Source organism: Prevotella multiformis, from assembly GCF_018127985.1.
In the GTDB taxonomy this organism is placed as follows: domain Bacteria; phylum Bacteroidota; class Bacteroidia; order Bacteroidales; family Bacteroidaceae; genus Prevotella; species Prevotella multiformis.
On sequence record NZ_CP072358.1, the window covers coordinates 755,407 to 769,852 of the forward strand.

The window sequence follows — 14,446 nt, forward strand, 5'->3', positions numbered from 1 at the left end:
AACTTTGGACAAGTATTTGATCTGCGGACTGGGCAACCCCGGACAGGAGTACGAGGGGACCCGGCACAACACAGGATTCATGGTATTGGACGCTTTCGCAAAAGCGTCCAATATTGTTTTTGAGGACAGGCGCTACGGATTCATCGCCGAGACAGCCGTCAAGGGGCGGAAGGTCATCCTCCTGAAACCCACCACCTTCATGAACCTCTCGGGGAACGCCGTGCGCTACTGGCTCAACAAGGAACACATCGACCAGCGCCGCCTGCTCGTCGTCTCGGACGACGTGGCCCTGCCGGCGGGCGCCTTCCGCCTGAAAGGGAGCGGATCGGACGGCGGCCACAACGGACTGGGGCACATCCAGCAACTCATCGGCAGCGACTACGCCCGCCTGCGCATGGGCATCGGCAACGACTACCCGCGCGGCGGACAGATAGACTGGGTGCTGGGACATTACACCGACGAGGACCTGGAAGCGCTCCGGCCGGCCGTCGACACGGCCGTGGAAATCATCAGGAGCTTCGTCCTCGCCGGCATCGACATCACGATGAACCAGTTCAACAAACTCGGAAAGAAATAACCTACCCACCGATTGCAAACACAGGAAGAGCAGATGAACGACATCGCAAGAATAGACAAATGGCTCTGGGCTGCACGCATCTTCAAGACCCGCTCGACAGCCGCGGACGCCTGCAAGAACGGACGCGTCACCATCAAAGGCGTGAACGTAAAGCCCTCCCACACCATCAAGGCGGGCGAGGTGGTGTGCGTCAGGAAACCTCCCGTCACCTACTCCTTCAAGGTGCTGAAGACGATCGAGCAGCGGGTCGGTGCGAAATTCATCCCCGAAGTCTATGAGAACGTGACCGAGGCCAAGCAGTACGAGCTGCTGGAGATGAGCCGCATCAGCGGATTCGTCGACAGGGCGCGCGGCACGGGACGGCCTACGAAGAAGGACCGCCGGCAGATGGAGGCCTTTGTCGACCCTGCCCTCTTCGGATTTGAAGACGACGGGGACGACGAGGACTTCTCCTTCTGACCGGGGAATCTTTCGGTTCTTCCGTTAAATGCGTAGATGGGAGAATAAAGGCTTATGCACTTGCAGGGTATGACAGTCCAGAACCGGACGGTCTTGCAAAGGAGGATGAACTGAAAGATAAAATGCAGGAAAGGCAGACAGATACGATGCCTGACCATCAGCCCGTCTTTCCGTCTTCCACAGACAACTTGTTCCCATGTCATCGGTATTTGTAAACTGTTTTCATGCGGCCCGAGCTGACACATGCCCTTCCGGCTTCTGGAAGATGCCTGACTGACTTGCAACAGGTGCTCTCTTAGCGTGTTATTAACGCCCTTTTGAAGTCCAATCAGGCACCTTTTACGAACGGCTTGACAACCAATTGACTGACTGCCGGTTACAAACCCGATCCTGGCACGGATTCTTCTTATTTGCAGATGATCTGTTTGAAATTATGTAATGACTTTTCAAAAATTCCGTCTGTATTTCCGACGTATTAGAATGAAAAGGTCTTTGTACCGGAGGAGGACAATAAAATAGACAGTTGACGGTCCTGGCTATGTTTCTGCTGAATGAATCACTTCGGTTTTTCCGTGAAAGCTATGCGGAAAGCATCCGCGCATTTAACGGAAGAACCAATCTTTTTCTCTTTATTTGGCCATTTCGTTTTTTTTGTATAAGTTTGCAGAGAAAAGGAGAAGAAGCGGGAGAAAAGGCCATCCGGACGGACCGGACGACGGCCATTTACCGTCCGGCGGCGGCACGGCGGCGCATCCCGATGCCGCTCACCTCATTACAGCTAACCTCATCATGACAGATATGAAACAGAACCTCAAGAATGTCGTGCTTGCCGCAGGGCTTGCCTGCACGGCACTGACGGGTCAGGCGCAGAACGCAGGATCCAAGACCACACAGACGGTCACGAATTCGCTTATGAAACAGAGTACACTACCTTTCAATGCTCCCGACTTCAGCCGTATCAAGGATGAGGACTATCTCCCTGCCATCAAGGCAGCCATCGATGAGCAGAGAGCGGAGATAAAGAAGATTGCCGACAACAAGCAGAAGCCTACCTTCGCAAATACCATCCTGGCTTACGAGCGGAGCGGGAAGGACCTGGAGCGTATTTCAAATATTTTCTATGCGCTGGTATCAGCTGACAAGACGCCTGAGATTGAAAAGGCGCAGGAAAGTATCGGTCCGCTGATGTCGGAGTTTGAGAACGAGACAAAGTTCAACCAGAAGTTCTTCCGGCGCATCAAGTATGTCTACGACCACGAATACAAGACGCTCAAGGGCGAGGACAAGAAGCTGCTGGAAGTCATCTACAAGGACTTCACCCACGCCGGTGCCCTGCTCCCGAAGGAGAAGATGGCACGCATGCAGGAAATCAACAAGGAACTGGCGAAACTTCAGCAGGAGTTCGGCAATATGCTTCCAAAGGCTGCCAACGAGGCCACCGTGTGGGTCAGCGATGTGAAGGAGCTGGCAGGACTCAGCGGGACCGGAATCGCCCAGTGCAGGAAGGACGCCGAAAGCCGCGGCGGCAAGGCGCCTTACTGCATCGTGATTACAAACACTACGCAGCAGCCTGTCCTCGCAAGCCTTGAGAACCGCGCCCTGCGCGAGCGTGTCTATAACGCTTCCATCCACCGTACGGACGGCACGGGGGCTTACAACGCCTTCCCCGTCATCGTGAAGATTGCCCGTCTGCGTGCGGAGAAGGCACAGCTGATGGGATACAAGAACTATGCTTCCTACTCGCTCGAGAGGGCTATGGCGAAGAACACAGACAACGTCTATGCCTTCCTGCGCCAGATGATCGAGGCATACAGGCCAAAGTCGGAAGCGCAGACAAAGGCCATCGAGGAGTATGCACAGAAGACAGAGGGCGCAGACTTCCGTCTCCAGCCCTACGACCGCTTCTATTATTCGGCAAAGATGAAGAGGGACCAGTGCAGCTTCTCTGATGATGACGTGAAGCCTTACTTCAACCTTGACTCCGTGCTCGTGAACGGCATCTTCTATGCTGCTCACCGTGTCTACGGCCTCAGCTTCCGCGAGCGCAAGGATATTCCTACCTATCACAAGGACATGAAGGTGTTTGACGTGATGGATGCCGACGGCAGGCAGCTGGCGCTGTTCTACTGTGATTACTTCCGCCGCCCGACAAAGCGCGGAGGGGCGTGGATGAGCGCCTTCCTCAAGCAGAGCGGCGACCGCCAGCAGAAGCCGCTGGTCTACAACGTATGCAACTTCGCCAAGGCACCGGAAGGTCAGCCGACACTCCTTACATGGGACGAGACACAGACGATGTTCCACGAGTTCGGACACGCCCTGCATGGGATGCTTTCTAACTGTAAGTACAACACGCTCAGCGGTACGTCCGTATCACGTGACTTCGTGGAGATGCCGTCACAGTTCAATGAGTCGTTCGCAAGCATACCGGAGGTGTTCAACCACTATGCACGCCATTACAAGACCAACGAACCGATGCCGGACGCCCTGCGTGAGAAGATGCTCGGCTCGCTCAACTTCCTTTCGGCTTACGCACTGGGCGAGAACCTTGCTGCCACCTGTGTGGATATGGCATGGCATTGCCTCACACCTTCCGAGGCTCCGACAGCCGAAGAGGCGCCGGCCTTCGAGAAGAAGGCGCTGGCTGAAATCGGCCTGCTGAACAATCAGATTCCTCCACGCTACTCTGCCTCTTACTTCAACCACATCTGGGGCGGAGGATATGCAGCTGGTTATTACAGCTATCTGTGGAGCGAGGTGCTGGCCGTGAACATCGCCGACTACTTCGAGGCTCACGGTGCCCTGACACGCAAGGTGGGTGATGACTTCCGCCGGAAGATTCTCTCACGCGGCAACACCTGCGACCTGATGACGATTTTCTCCGACTTCACTGGGCTGAAGGCGCCTGATACAAAGGGATTGCTCAAGGCGAGGGGGATGTAATGCCTCACCCCCCTGCAGCCCCTCCCCCGTACCCCTCCCCCGAAGGGAGGGGAGTGATTACTCTCACTTGCCAAAAATAAAAACTGCAATGAAAAGCAAACCGCAATCAACAGGACATATCACTCCCCTCCCTTCGGGGGAGGGGCAAGGGGGAGGGGTTCTTCTTCTTTTTTTCATCTTCTTCTTGGCCCTCGCCACACGTGCCCAGAGCCTATGCGTCATTGACGGCATACCCTTACCCGACTCCCTCCTGCATGTCACCGTCACCGAGATGCGCTCGGATTCTGCCAGACAGATCGTTTCACATAGACTGGGACTTATTCCGCCCCAAGCCATCGAATCCATACAGACATTCCCGGCAGAAGAGCAGATAAAGAAAGGTAAAAACACCACATTCTGCAAGCCGCCCGAAGACATCATCATCATAAGAACCAACTCCCTTGCAGAGCTGCAGTGGGTAATAAACGGAAAACCGAGGAAACCCCGGAAAAAGTTGACCATCATTGATTATAAGCTCTCACCCCAACGTATGACGGAGGCATTGCCAAGGGGCATCAAGTCCACGGACATAGTCTCTGCCGACATCCTTACTTACGCAAACGATCCGCGGCTGGAAAAACACCCGGCAATCGTCATCAAGACAAAGAACAGAAATGAAAGATAACAGCGTTCTCAAAAACACAAAAGAGAAGCCGCAGGGGGCTTCCTTCATCTCCCGCTCGCTTTCCCTCCCTCTCCAAAGCGTATCGGCCGTTCTCACCTTACTCGATGAGGGCTGTACGATTCCCTTCATTTCCCGCTATCGTAAGGAGCGGACGGGGAATCTTGACGAGGTCCAGATAACCAATATAAGCGAACTCAATGAACGGCTGGAGGAACTTGGCAGACGGAAAGAGACGGTCGTCAAGACCATCCGTGAGCAAGGGAAGCTGACAACGGCGCTCGAGAAGCAGGTCCGGGCGTGCATGGACGCCGCGGAACTGGAGGACATCTACCTCCCCTACAAGCCGAAACGGCGCACACGGGCACAGATCGCACGCGGGCAGGGACTGGAACCCCTGGCTACCCTGCTCCTCCTCCAGCGTGAACAGCATCCCGGGGAATGTGCCGGACGATTCGTCAAGGGCGACATCAAGGATGCCGGCACAGCCCTCGCGGGGGCTTCGGACATCATCGCAGAGATCGTTTCCGAGAACCAGCAGGCACGCAACACCGTCCGGGCCGCTTACCGGCGGGAGGCCGTCATCACATCGAAGGTCGTCAAGAAGATGCAGGACACCGACGAGGCGCAGAAGTTCGCTGATTACTTCGACTTCTCCGAACCGCTCCGCCGATGCAACAGCCACCGCCTGCTTGCCATGCGGCGAGGCGAGGCACAGGGCATCCTGCGTGTAAGCATCACGATTGACGGCGAGGAATGTATCCGCAAGCTCACCCGACAGTTTGTACGTGGACACGGAGCCTGTCAGACCCTCGTCAGCCAAGCCGTTGAAGACTCCTTCAGACGTCTTATCAATCCGAGCATTGAAAACGAATTTGCCGCCTTGAGCAAGGAGCGTGCCGACGAAGAGGCCATCAAGGTGTTCGCCGAGAACCTCCGCCAGCTGCTCCTCTCCCCGCCGCTCGGCCAGAAGCGCGTCCTCGCCCTCGACCCGGGATTTGCCAACGGATGCAAGATCGCCTGCCTGGACGGACAGGGCAACCTCCTCCATCACGAGGTCATCTATCCCCATCCTCCCCGCAATCAGGCCAGACAAGCCGCGGAAGCCCTGCAGAGGATGATAAGCACGTACAGGATTGAGGCGATTGCCATTGGTAATGGTACGGCAAGCAGGGAGTCTGAAACATTCATTAGTAATATTCTCCAAAATTCGGCAAATAACTTTGGAAACATCTTAAAATATGTGGTAAGTGAGGACGGCGCCTCCATCTATTCCGCCTCTCCCGCGGCCCGTGAGGAGTTCCCGGACGAGGATGTGACCACACGTGGAGCCATATCTATCGGTAGACGGCTGATGGACCCACTCGCTGAACTCGTGAAGATTGACCCGAAGAGTATCGGTGTAGGACAATATCAGCACGATGTCGACCAATCAAAGCTTAAGCGTTCACTCGACCAGACGGTGATGAGTTGTGTCAACCAGGTGGGGGTCAACCTCAACACGGCCTCCCGGCACCTGCTTGCCTACGTCAGCGGACTGGGACCCGCACTGGCCGGGAACATCGTAGACTACCGGCGGGAGCACGGCCCCTTCACCTCCCGGACACAGCTCAGGAAGGTGAAGCGCCTCGGCGAAACGGCCTACCAGCAGTGTGCCGGCTTCCTGCGCATCGACAATGCCGAGAACCCACTCGACAATTCCGCCGTACATCCGGAGAGCTATCCCATCGTCGGGCAGATGGCCAGGGACCAAGGCTGTACGATAAAAGAACTCATCGCCTCTCCCGGACTCCGCAGGAACATCCGGCTCGACAGATACGTCACAGACCGCATCGGGCTGCCCAGCCTGAAAGACATCCTCGGTGAACTGGAAAAGCCCGGACGTGACCCGCGCGGAGCGGTCGAGGCCTTCGAGTTCGACAAGAACATCCACACCCCCGGCGACCTCACCGTGGGGATGGAACTCCCGGGCATCGTGACGAACATCACCGATTTCGGGGCTTTCGTCGACATCGGAGTCCACCAGGACGGACTGGTCCACATCTCCCGGCTCGCCGACCGCTTCGTCGCCGACCCCACGCAGGTCGTCCGCCTCCATCAGCACGTCCGCGTCCGTGTCGTAGAAGTCGATATGCGGCGCAAAAGGATCGGACTGAGCATGAAGAATATCAAACAATAAAAATATATGAATCAGACAAAGAAAATCCTTGTTTACTCAGGCTGCATCGCATTTACCGTCCTGGGCGTATGGCTCCTTACCGCAGAAGCGCCCACCGCAATGTATCCGCTCTGGAAGACAAGACTTGCCGGCATCCTGTCCATCATCTTCTTCGGCGGGGGCGGTTTGTTCATGGCTTGTAAAAAGGTAAAGCTCCGCATAAACCATAAGAAAGAAATAGAATTTACCGACAGAGGCATCTCCATCTGCGGAGCCAGGGAAATACCATGGAACGAGATTGCCGGCTTCGCCCTCATACGTTTTAAAGGCAACAGGTTGATAACCATCCAGATGAAAGATCCTGAAAAGGTTATCGCAAACGAACCTTCGTGGATAAAACGCAAGACCATGGAGTATAACCTGAAGACCATCAACGCCATCTACTCCTTCCCGGCCTGTATGATGGATGGACGGGCAGAGGAAGCACTTGCACTGTGCAGACTGAACCTGGCGGAACATCAATGCCATAACCGATAACAACTCCCGACAGTCAGCATTAACCTCTATAATATGGATGAAGACAGATTACTCTACATCAGTTCCATCATCTGCGCACTCCTCACCCTCTATCAGATATTCAGCCGTCAGAAAGGAACAGGTGTCTTGTCTGCTATCGTACTGTCAGGTTACTCTCTCCCGCTCTACTATCTCTTCTTCTTTCGTTCAGAAAACGGGGCAGGACTCACATGGTGGTTTTGCCTCCTTGTGCTCAACCTGATGTACATCCTCTCAACCGTGGCACACATCATTTTCAAGTACATCAAGGGGAAACGGACGGCAATGTAACCCCCCTTGAAATCAACAGACCGACCTATGGGAATGATGCTTGTTCTTGCTTTCTGGATCGTCGCCATCCTGCTGCTGTCCCTGGCATCAGGCCTGCTGACGCTTCCGTTTTCCTGTCTCCTCTGCAAAAGACAGAGGAAAAGAAAGATGCTCCTCTGTTTCCTCACGCCGGGAACAGCCCTCTGCACCTATGCCGCAGGCAGCTTCGTATGTATGGTTGTCATAGCGGTCATCCTCGGGACGGATATAGGTATTGGCGACAGCTGGAGCGCAGCGCTGAAGAATCATTACGAACTTGCCAGCACGGACGCGCCCGAAAACGGAGGCATCTGCAGGAAAGACGATCCCTGCGGCGAAGTGCTGGTATCGGAAGTCACACACCTGCAAGTTCTTGGCGATTCCGTCATCGGAAAGGCAGACGGAAGCTACTTCATCTTCAACCTGAAGAACGGAGCCCATACTGACAGCCTTACCTATCAGGAACTTACAAGACATATCAGCCCTTCCACCATCCACCTTGTTGACAACAGCACCTATTACTGGGAACAGAGAAAAACCGCCTATGCCATCGCCGGCGTCCTATGCCTCCTGCTGACCGCTCTCTCCGTATGGCTTCTCTGGCGGATAGGTCTGCACGGCTTCCAGAAAAAGTGACAGGAATTATGAATCGAATCTCCAGGGATCTGGCGTGATGAGGTCTGTCCCGTGCGCAGATGACTTTGATGGAATATCACACAGAGGCAGAGAGCGGACGGAGGTAAAAACCATAGAGCGGAGGCAACGCCGGCGCATGGGCAACGGAGGTCATCGGAGAGTTTTATCAGGGCATTTGCCGGTGAGAATGATGAATGGCGTTTATCCAAAAACAAAAGAAACCCTTACGTTACTTCTCTGTCGCTCTTTTGTGCCGCCGGCACTTCCGTGACAGCCTTTTCCCTCCGCTTCTCCGTGTACCTTATTATGTAGCAGGCCTGCTTTGTCACTCCCTATTCCGGAAGAACCAGAACGACAAGCCGCACCCTTTCCCATCCGAACGAATCCGAGCGGACGCCGGTATCCATCAAACACAGAACCGGCCGACCGCCATCCAGCGCCCGGACCCGAAGCCGGACTGTCTGCCAGTGACCCTCCCATAACTCCCTGCACTGACCGGATGAATCATGAGCGCGCCACCTCCCGGGCTGACTGCCGGTTTCTACCGGCAAGATTCAGCAAAGGCGCAGAGGGGAGACAGGCCTCTCTTGAGACATTATCTTAAAAGAACATCTGAAGCCTGTGATGAGACCGAAGCAGGACTCCCTTATAGGGATCCTCGGAAAGCGTAACCTGTTGATGATCAAATATGCGGTTCCGGGACAAACAGAGTTTTGCAGCGGTTTCGTAATATACGCAAGATCGTACAGGAATACCCCTACCTCCTGAAGAAGGCGCCGGAGGAGACTTTCCGCCTCACGGCCTCAATCAGAGAAGCCGTGTATCTGCCCTTGGGAATCCTGTCGATGACGGCCTCTTTGAATCCCGTCGGCAGGAAACCTCCGGGAATCCATAACGCATTCGCCCCGGCTTCATTCCCCGACGGCATCCTCAACCTCAGTTTCCTGGGCGCAGGGATGTCGATCCGCACCAGGACCCTGCCGTCCCAGGCGCCGGGAGGAATCCCCAGTTCGCGTTCTATCAGAGACAAATCACCATGACTTATCAACAAGACGCTGTCCATCTCGGCCTTTGTCATGACGAACTGGCTGTTGTCCGACTTCCCGATAGAGTCCCCGCCATGACGGTCTAACAGTTCCTTGGAAACGATACAGGAGGCTCCACGCCTGAAAGATTTCAGATGCCGCCTTATATACCTTCTTTTCAGATAGGTTCCGGGGGCAGGCCTTTTCCCTTTCGGCAGCCTCAGTATGATGTCTTTCGACCAGCCCTTGAGGAAACATTCGGCGGGAGCACCGCCGTGCCCGATAGACACACGGCACGCAGTCTGCCCCTCTGTCGCCCGGACGACGGCCTCCGATAATGCGGAATCCTGTGCGGACAGGCAGCAGACAGAGTCCCGGACAGAGTCCCGGACAGGAGGATATTGGGCGCAGACGGTCTGCCCCGCCCCCATATAGAAGAAGAGGAGCGATACGAAATAGCTGAACCATCTGCCTGCACTCATGCCCATACTGTCTTTTAAATACCGCAGGGTCTCCCTCGTACCTGCCTTCCCGACACGCAGAGACTCCGGCCTCACGCATTGACGGACAAACCGTAGACGAAAGGCCGCCCTGCAGATGCAAATTTAATGGATATTCTGATAATACAGCCATCTTATTGAAAGAAAGTTCTTGTTTCCCTCCTCCTTTCCGTTCCCTGCTCCTTTCCGTTCCCTACTCCTGTCCGTTCCCTACTCCTGTCCGATCCCTGCTCCTGTCCGTTCCCTACTCCTTTCCGTTTTCGACTCCTGTCCGTTCCCTGCTCCTGTCCCATCTTTCCGTTCTCCCTCTTCTTTTCCTTCTTCCTTTTCTTTTTCTTCTTCCTCTTCTCCCTTTCGAGTCTCCCCTGCCTCCCCGGTCAGCTTTGTAGAAAAACCGTAACGGCGCAGGAGGAAAAGCACGGGCAGCAACAGCGGCAGATCCTAAAGATACCGCTGATGAATTTTTCCTTTCAGGCGGCAGATTCTGCTTTCTTCTTAAAAGCACAGAGACCCGAACGACCGGAAGAGAAAGCTGAAGATGCCGTATAAAAGCGAAAATCACAATGTCTGCAAGAGCGGACAGCGGATAATCCGCATTCGCACGAAAGACACATGGCGGCGACGATGCCCTCGCATCAACGCACCCTCGCCGACCGCTATCCGGTGTGGAATCTTAGAACACACCTCAACTGATTTTCCTATCACCGTCCGGCAACACTTAAAGTTCGCGGATTTCCATACGTCAGAACATTCAACCGACAAGCCCGAAGGGTCTTTGGAGAAACTGCCTGCACCAGAGAAAGTACATCGGCCTTCGCCGTTCATCGCAAGTCGCCGCAAGTCGTCCCCATCCAGACTGCGAATCGCAAACGTGTGCGCCATCCATGCGTCCGGTGCTTACCGACAGCACGATCACTGCCTGGAATCAGAACGGGCGGTGTCAGGAATCAGCATGGTCGGTGTCAGGAATCAGCACTGCAGTGTACTGGATTTAGTTGACAGTTTTGGTTCTTAAATTAAATACACTGCAAGATGATTTCTAAAATGTATCTAATTGAAAATAAAGAAGTTACCTCGTTAGCATAACTAAACAGGTAACGATTTGGAAACGAGCGAAGTACTATTAATCGCATATTTCTACATCAACAAAGAACGCTTGTTATTCTATTTGCAAAGATAATCATTTACTTTGAATAACAAGCGTTTTTGATAAGACTTTCGTTCATTTGTGTCATCATTGAGTTTTTTGGTGATTGGAAATAGAGAAGAGCTAGCTTTTATATACCTCTTCCTCTTTTCTTCTTTTTCTTGGCTTGGCTTCTGAGTTTTCGTTGCCAAGCCATCTCTGCATAATCATCACCGTGTGTCTGTGGATTAATAAGTCCACCTGCCCCCGAAATCATTTCTTCGGCTGCATTCAAGGCAGTGCTTGCTACATTTCCTACGGCTTGTGCAATGGCTGAACTTTCGTTTGTTTTTGTAGGCGGTATGTATGAACGACTGGGAGGAACAAGTTGATAGCCTGTGTCTGATTGAACTTTATTCTTTGTAGTCTTGTCTGCTATTGTGTGAGCTTTTGTTATCGTCTCCTTTGTCTCGGCTTTATTGGCTACTTCAAAGTTCTTTTGCAAAGAGTGGTATCCGAACTCTCTGCCGATTTCGGAAGCCTTGAATGTCTGGCCACAGTAGGAGAACTTCAAACCATAGATTTTTCCCTGTTTGTTCTTCATGCGCTCTATGATAATGTTGTTCTTGTTCAATTCGAAGAGAAACATGGAGTGCCCTGATATGCCACCGCCTTTATTTTTGTCCAACAAGGCATAATAGATTTGCTGTAATTCTTTCTTTGTTTGCTCTCTCGTCGGATTGGATTTTGCTTTTTGATACATCCTTTCAGCCTTTACTTCCTTTGCAATGGTCAAACCTTTCGAGCGGCTTATTTCCTCCGCCACTCTTGCTGCCCTGTTGCTCACAAAGGTAGTATCATAGACGTCTCCATACAGGCTGATGCGGTTGACAATGATATGGATGTGTCTGTTATCGGTATCCTTGTGTGTTACCGCTACCCATTGGTGGTTGTCAAGTCCCATTTGTTTGGCAAACAGATGGGCTATCCTCATAAGTTCAGATACGGGCAGTTCCTTCTCGTCTTGTGGTGCGATACCGATTTCAATGCGGAGGAACTTGTTTCTGCAACGACTGTTATAATCGCTGACCACTTTCATTTCCTCATAGATTGCTTTCGGTTCTCTGCTGCAAAGATTGTGGAAGGCAAGCCGATTACCGAGCTTTCCCTCTCTGAAAATATAATCCAAAGCCGTGCTGCCATGCGCTATCGCCTTACATTTTCCTATCATCTCTCGACATATTTAAGACCTTATATATTTCGTCGTCCACACGAAAATGCGGGTCGTAAAATCGCTTAAATGCTTCTTTGGCACATAGCGAAAGGTTCTGTGTGATATGTACCCATCTCTCATCCTTGACTTTAATAAGGTTGGAAATCTGCCCATAGAACTTTCCCGTATGCTGGAGTATGGCAATGGCTTCCCTCTCATAGTCTGTCATCTTAGAAACAGCTACCACTTCGCCATTAAGGATCATTTCACGGCAGTATTCCGAGAACTTCCGTCCCGTGCTTTCCGCCTTTGACCTAATACGCTGCTTCTCCTCTCTTGTACATCTTATCTTGATGAACTCCGTCTTGTTCATCTTCTGCTTTTCCTTATTCTGTTGCTGCCATTTGGCAGTCTTTCTATTATATCTGTTCATATAAGTTTCTTTGAAAGTTAATCATCGTAGATGATTTGTTATTGCTTAATTTCTGAACACTGACCGATGAGAACGGAGTGATTACGGTCTAATCTCCCCGACAATTAAACGAGGGGAGCAAGCGCAGTTTGTGGGTACAAACTGACGTCTTGCAATGTCAGCTAACGAAACGTTTATGCATAAAGCGTTTTGCCGTCCAAAAACGAATGCCGTGCATTCAGTATCTAACTGCGTTCGTGGTATTCCCTCCGTTCAATGTATTCAGCAAAAAACTGTTATCGGTACTACCCTAAAACGGTCGAGGATTTTGAGTGAAAGGAACGTCCCTTTTTCTGAAAACCGTCAACCTTTTTCTTGAGGTTCACAGTTTTCTCCATTTCTCTACATCCTCACCGTATTCCTCCAAATGGATGCGCACAAGGTTTTCGATAAAGCTCGACACGTTGGAACCCTTGTCACCCAACCTACGGACAATGAAGTCCGCACGTTCCTGTGTCTCCCTGCTCAGGTAAACCGCCTTTCTCTCACTTAGCTTTGTTGGAACAAGGAACGCCTGCTTGTATGCGTCGAGTGTCTCTTTCCTCATCTTGGCACTGATGCGTTTTTGAACGGTTGCATGCTCAGTATGCTGTGCAGGTTCGGATGGCGTGGGCTGTTCTATGGCATGTTCTGTTTCTTGTTGTTTTTGCTCTTGAATATTTTTCATTCCCTTTGCCCGAAATTCAGCTACAGTTTGTTCACTTGAACTTTCAGCTTGGCTCATACTGAAAGATTTCCTGATGGTATTTTCCATTTCCTCTTTGCTGACTGTTTTCTTTTCCATACCTCTATCTTATTTTAAGTTTGACTTGTTTTCTTTTGTTACTTGTATTGGGAGTTTTCTCCAACTTTTTCTGTTGCTCACGGACACGACTGACATGAAACTCGTTGAGGTCTTTGAAGTCTCTATAATACACTGCCATATCTTCTACCTTAAAACCTGTGTTTACAAATTCCTGCACAGCTTTTCGACCTGCATCGTCATTATCAAAAAAAGCACGAACAGAGGTTATATTTCTTTTGTTCAGGTAGTGAATACTTCTTACAACATTACTCACGGAATTCATCACAAGGCATTGGTTGGTTACTTCCCCTTTCATTGAAAGAAAAGAGAGAAAGTCCATAAATCCCTCGAATAGGTAGACAGGTTGCGCCTTGTTCTCAAATATCGGGGTGATGTCTTTCGGGGCGACTGTTCCCTTAAACAAATGATTGTCCCGTAGTTCATAACCACCCGAAGAATTGGCAAAGCCTATAGCTTCATATCTTCTTCCTCTTACCTCGTAACTGATACATTTGAGAAATGGTGTTGCCTTTTCTAAATTAATACAGCGTTCCTTTTTGAGATACTCCTGCAGGTGCGGCGGCAAGGTGTCTGATATGCTTATCAGTCTCCTTGTTCCGCTTGCTTGTCTTGTAGTTGTCTGGTTGAGACCAATACGGGGTTCAGTCTTTGAATAGCTGTGCGCTGTATTATCGGAAGCGTTCTGCCCCAAACGGCAGATGGCTTCAGATAGCGTGCAGTCCTCCAAGCGCATACAAAGGTCTATGATACTTCCACCTCTGCTTTCGGCATAGTCTATCCAAAGGTTCTTTTCCGTGTCCACCTTGAAACTCGGATGCGTTTCCTCTCTGAGCGGTGAACGGTACATGGCATAGGTCGGTGTTTTGCGGACAGGCCTGATACCTTTCCTTTCGAGATACTCCACAATGGAATATCGCTTGATAAGTGATAAATCTTCTTCTTTCATTGTTTTGATACTTTAATGGGTTAAATGATAATTATTTATGTTTGTCTGTTTTTATGGTTTTACC

At 51.7% G+C, this 14,446-nt stretch carries 14 protein-coding genes; 9 read left to right on the forward strand and 5 right to left on the reverse strand.

The genetic code is table 11. The features are described from left to right. Positions 1 to 4: 4 nt before the first annotated feature. The 9 genes from pth (at position 5) to J4864_RS09350 (ending at position 8,295) form a co-directional block, all read left to right on the forward strand. Positions 5 to 577, forward strand: a complete 573-nt coding sequence (gene pth / locus J4864_RS09310; protein ID WP_040554400.1) for an aminoacyl-tRNA hydrolase — start codon at positions 5 to 7, stop codon at positions 575 to 577. Positions 578 to 610: 33 nt separating this feature from the next. Beyond that, positions 611 to 1,036: an RNA-binding S4 domain-containing protein gene (locus J4864_RS09315; RefSeq protein ID WP_211814670.1), complete on the forward strand. Its 426-nt coding sequence runs from the start codon at positions 611 to 613 to the stop codon at positions 1,034 to 1,036. Between the two features lie 538 nt (positions 1,037 to 1,574). Then, complete coding sequence (locus tag J4864_RS09320; protein ID WP_211814671.1) at positions 1,575 to 1,829, forward strand: hypothetical protein; 255 nt, start codon at positions 1,575 to 1,577, stop codon at positions 1,827 to 1,829. 5 nt (positions 1,830 to 1,834) lie between these two features. Continuing rightward, the gene (locus J4864_RS09325; protein ID WP_211814672.1) at positions 1,835 to 3,976 is read left to right on the forward strand and encodes a M3 family metallopeptidase; all 2,142 of its coding nucleotides are present in this window, start codon (positions 1,835 to 1,837) and stop codon (positions 3,974 to 3,976) included. 88 nt (positions 3,977 to 4,064) lie between these two features. Further along, the gene (locus J4864_RS09330) at positions 4,065 to 4,640 is read left to right on the forward strand and encodes a 50S ribosomal protein L19 (RefSeq protein WP_211814673.1); all 576 of its coding nucleotides are present in this window, start codon (positions 4,065 to 4,067) and stop codon (positions 4,638 to 4,640) included. Then, positions 4,630 to 6,816, forward strand: a complete 2,187-nt coding sequence (locus J4864_RS09335; protein ID WP_211814674.1) for a Tex family protein — start codon at positions 4,630 to 4,632, stop codon at positions 6,814 to 6,816. Before J4864_RS09330 ends, J4864_RS09335 begins: the two co-directional genes overlap by 11 nt. Before the next feature lie 6 nt (positions 6,817 to 6,822). After that, positions 6,823 to 7,332 (forward strand): STM3941 family protein, encoded by a 510-nt coding sequence (locus J4864_RS09340; RefSeq protein WP_211814675.1) that lies wholly within the window; start codon positions 6,823 to 6,825, stop codon positions 7,330 to 7,332. 33 nt (positions 7,333 to 7,365) lie between these two features. Beyond that, positions 7,366 to 7,641 (forward strand): conjugal transfer protein, encoded by a 276-nt coding sequence (locus J4864_RS09345; RefSeq protein ID WP_211814676.1) that lies wholly within the window; start codon positions 7,366 to 7,368, stop codon positions 7,639 to 7,641. Between the two features lie 27 nt (positions 7,642 to 7,668). Next, on the forward strand, positions 7,669 to 8,295 hold the full coding sequence (locus J4864_RS09350; RefSeq protein WP_211814677.1) for a hypothetical protein: 627 nt from the start codon (positions 7,669 to 7,671) through the stop codon (positions 8,293 to 8,295). A gap of 757 nt (positions 8,296 to 9,052) precedes the next feature. Here the strand turns inward: J4864_RS09350 and J4864_RS09355 are convergent. The 5 genes from J4864_RS09355 to J4864_RS09375 form a co-directional block, all read right to left on the reverse strand. Then, on the reverse strand, positions 9,053 to 9,802 hold the full coding sequence (locus J4864_RS09355) for a hypothetical protein (protein WP_246479440.1): 750 nt from the start codon (positions 9,800 to 9,802) through the stop codon (positions 9,053 to 9,055). 1,295 nt (positions 9,803 to 11,097) lie between these two features. After that, positions 11,098 to 12,177 (reverse strand): relaxase/mobilization nuclease domain-containing protein, encoded by a 1,080-nt coding sequence (locus J4864_RS09360; RefSeq protein WP_211814679.1) that lies wholly within the window; start codon positions 12,175 to 12,177, stop codon positions 11,098 to 11,100. After that, positions 12,161 to 12,592 (reverse strand): plasmid mobilization protein, encoded by a 432-nt coding sequence (locus J4864_RS09365; RefSeq protein ID WP_211814680.1) that lies wholly within the window; start codon positions 12,590 to 12,592, stop codon positions 12,161 to 12,163. The genes J4864_RS09360 and J4864_RS09365 overlap by 17 nt, the downstream gene beginning before the upstream one ends. A 361-nt stretch (positions 12,593 to 12,953) precedes the next feature. Next, positions 12,954 to 13,415, reverse strand: coding sequence for a DUF3408 domain-containing protein (locus J4864_RS09370; protein WP_045167643.1), 462 nt, complete (start codon positions 13,413 to 13,415; stop codon positions 12,954 to 12,956). A 4-nt stretch (positions 13,416 to 13,419) separates the two neighbouring features. Next, positions 13,420 to 14,382, reverse strand: a complete 963-nt coding sequence (locus J4864_RS09375; RefSeq protein WP_211814681.1) for a DUF8464 domain-containing protein — start codon at positions 14,380 to 14,382, stop codon at positions 13,420 to 13,422. Between the last annotated feature and the right edge of the window lie 64 nt (positions 14,383 to 14,446).

Coding starts and splice junctions, on each gene's coding strand:
- J4864_RS09315 (WP_211814670.1), top strand. CDS start 611: ATGAACGACATCGCAAGAATAGACAAATGGCTCTGGGCTGCACGCATC.
- J4864_RS09320 (WP_211814671.1), top strand. CDS start 1,575: ATGTTTCTGCTGAATGAATCACTTCGGTTTTTCCGTGAAAGCTATGCG.
- J4864_RS09325 (WP_211814672.1), top strand. CDS start 1,835: ATGAAACAGAACCTCAAGAATGTCGTGCTTGCCGCAGGGCTTGCCTGC.
- J4864_RS09330 (WP_211814673.1), top strand. CDS start 4,065: ATGAAAAGCAAACCGCAATCAACAGGACATATCACTCCCCTCCCTTCG.
- J4864_RS09335 (WP_211814674.1), top strand. CDS start 4,630: ATGAAAGATAACAGCGTTCTCAAAAACACAAAAGAGAAGCCGCAGGGG.
- J4864_RS09340 (WP_211814675.1), top strand. CDS start 6,823: ATGAATCAGACAAAGAAAATCCTTGTTTACTCAGGCTGCATCGCATTT.
- J4864_RS09345 (WP_211814676.1), top strand. CDS start 7,366: ATGGATGAAGACAGATTACTCTACATCAGTTCCATCATCTGCGCACTC.
- J4864_RS09350 (WP_211814677.1), top strand. CDS start 7,669: ATGGGAATGATGCTTGTTCTTGCTTTCTGGATCGTCGCCATCCTGCTG.
- J4864_RS09355 (WP_246479440.1), bottom strand. CDS start 9,802: ATGAGTGCAGGCAGATGGTTCAGCTATTTCGTATCGCTCCTCTTCTTC.
- J4864_RS09360 (WP_211814679.1), bottom strand. CDS start 12,177: ATGATAGGAAAATGTAAGGCGATAGCGCATGGCAGCACGGCTTTGGAT.
- J4864_RS09365 (WP_211814680.1), bottom strand. CDS start 12,592: ATGAACAGATATAATAGAAAGACTGCCAAATGGCAGCAACAGAATAAG.
- J4864_RS09370 (WP_045167643.1), bottom strand. CDS start 13,415: ATGGAAAAGAAAACAGTCAGCAAAGAGGAAATGGAAAATACCATCAGG.
- J4864_RS09375 (WP_211814681.1), bottom strand. CDS start 14,382: ATGAAAGAAGAAGATTTATCACTTATCAAGCGATATTCCATTGTGGAG.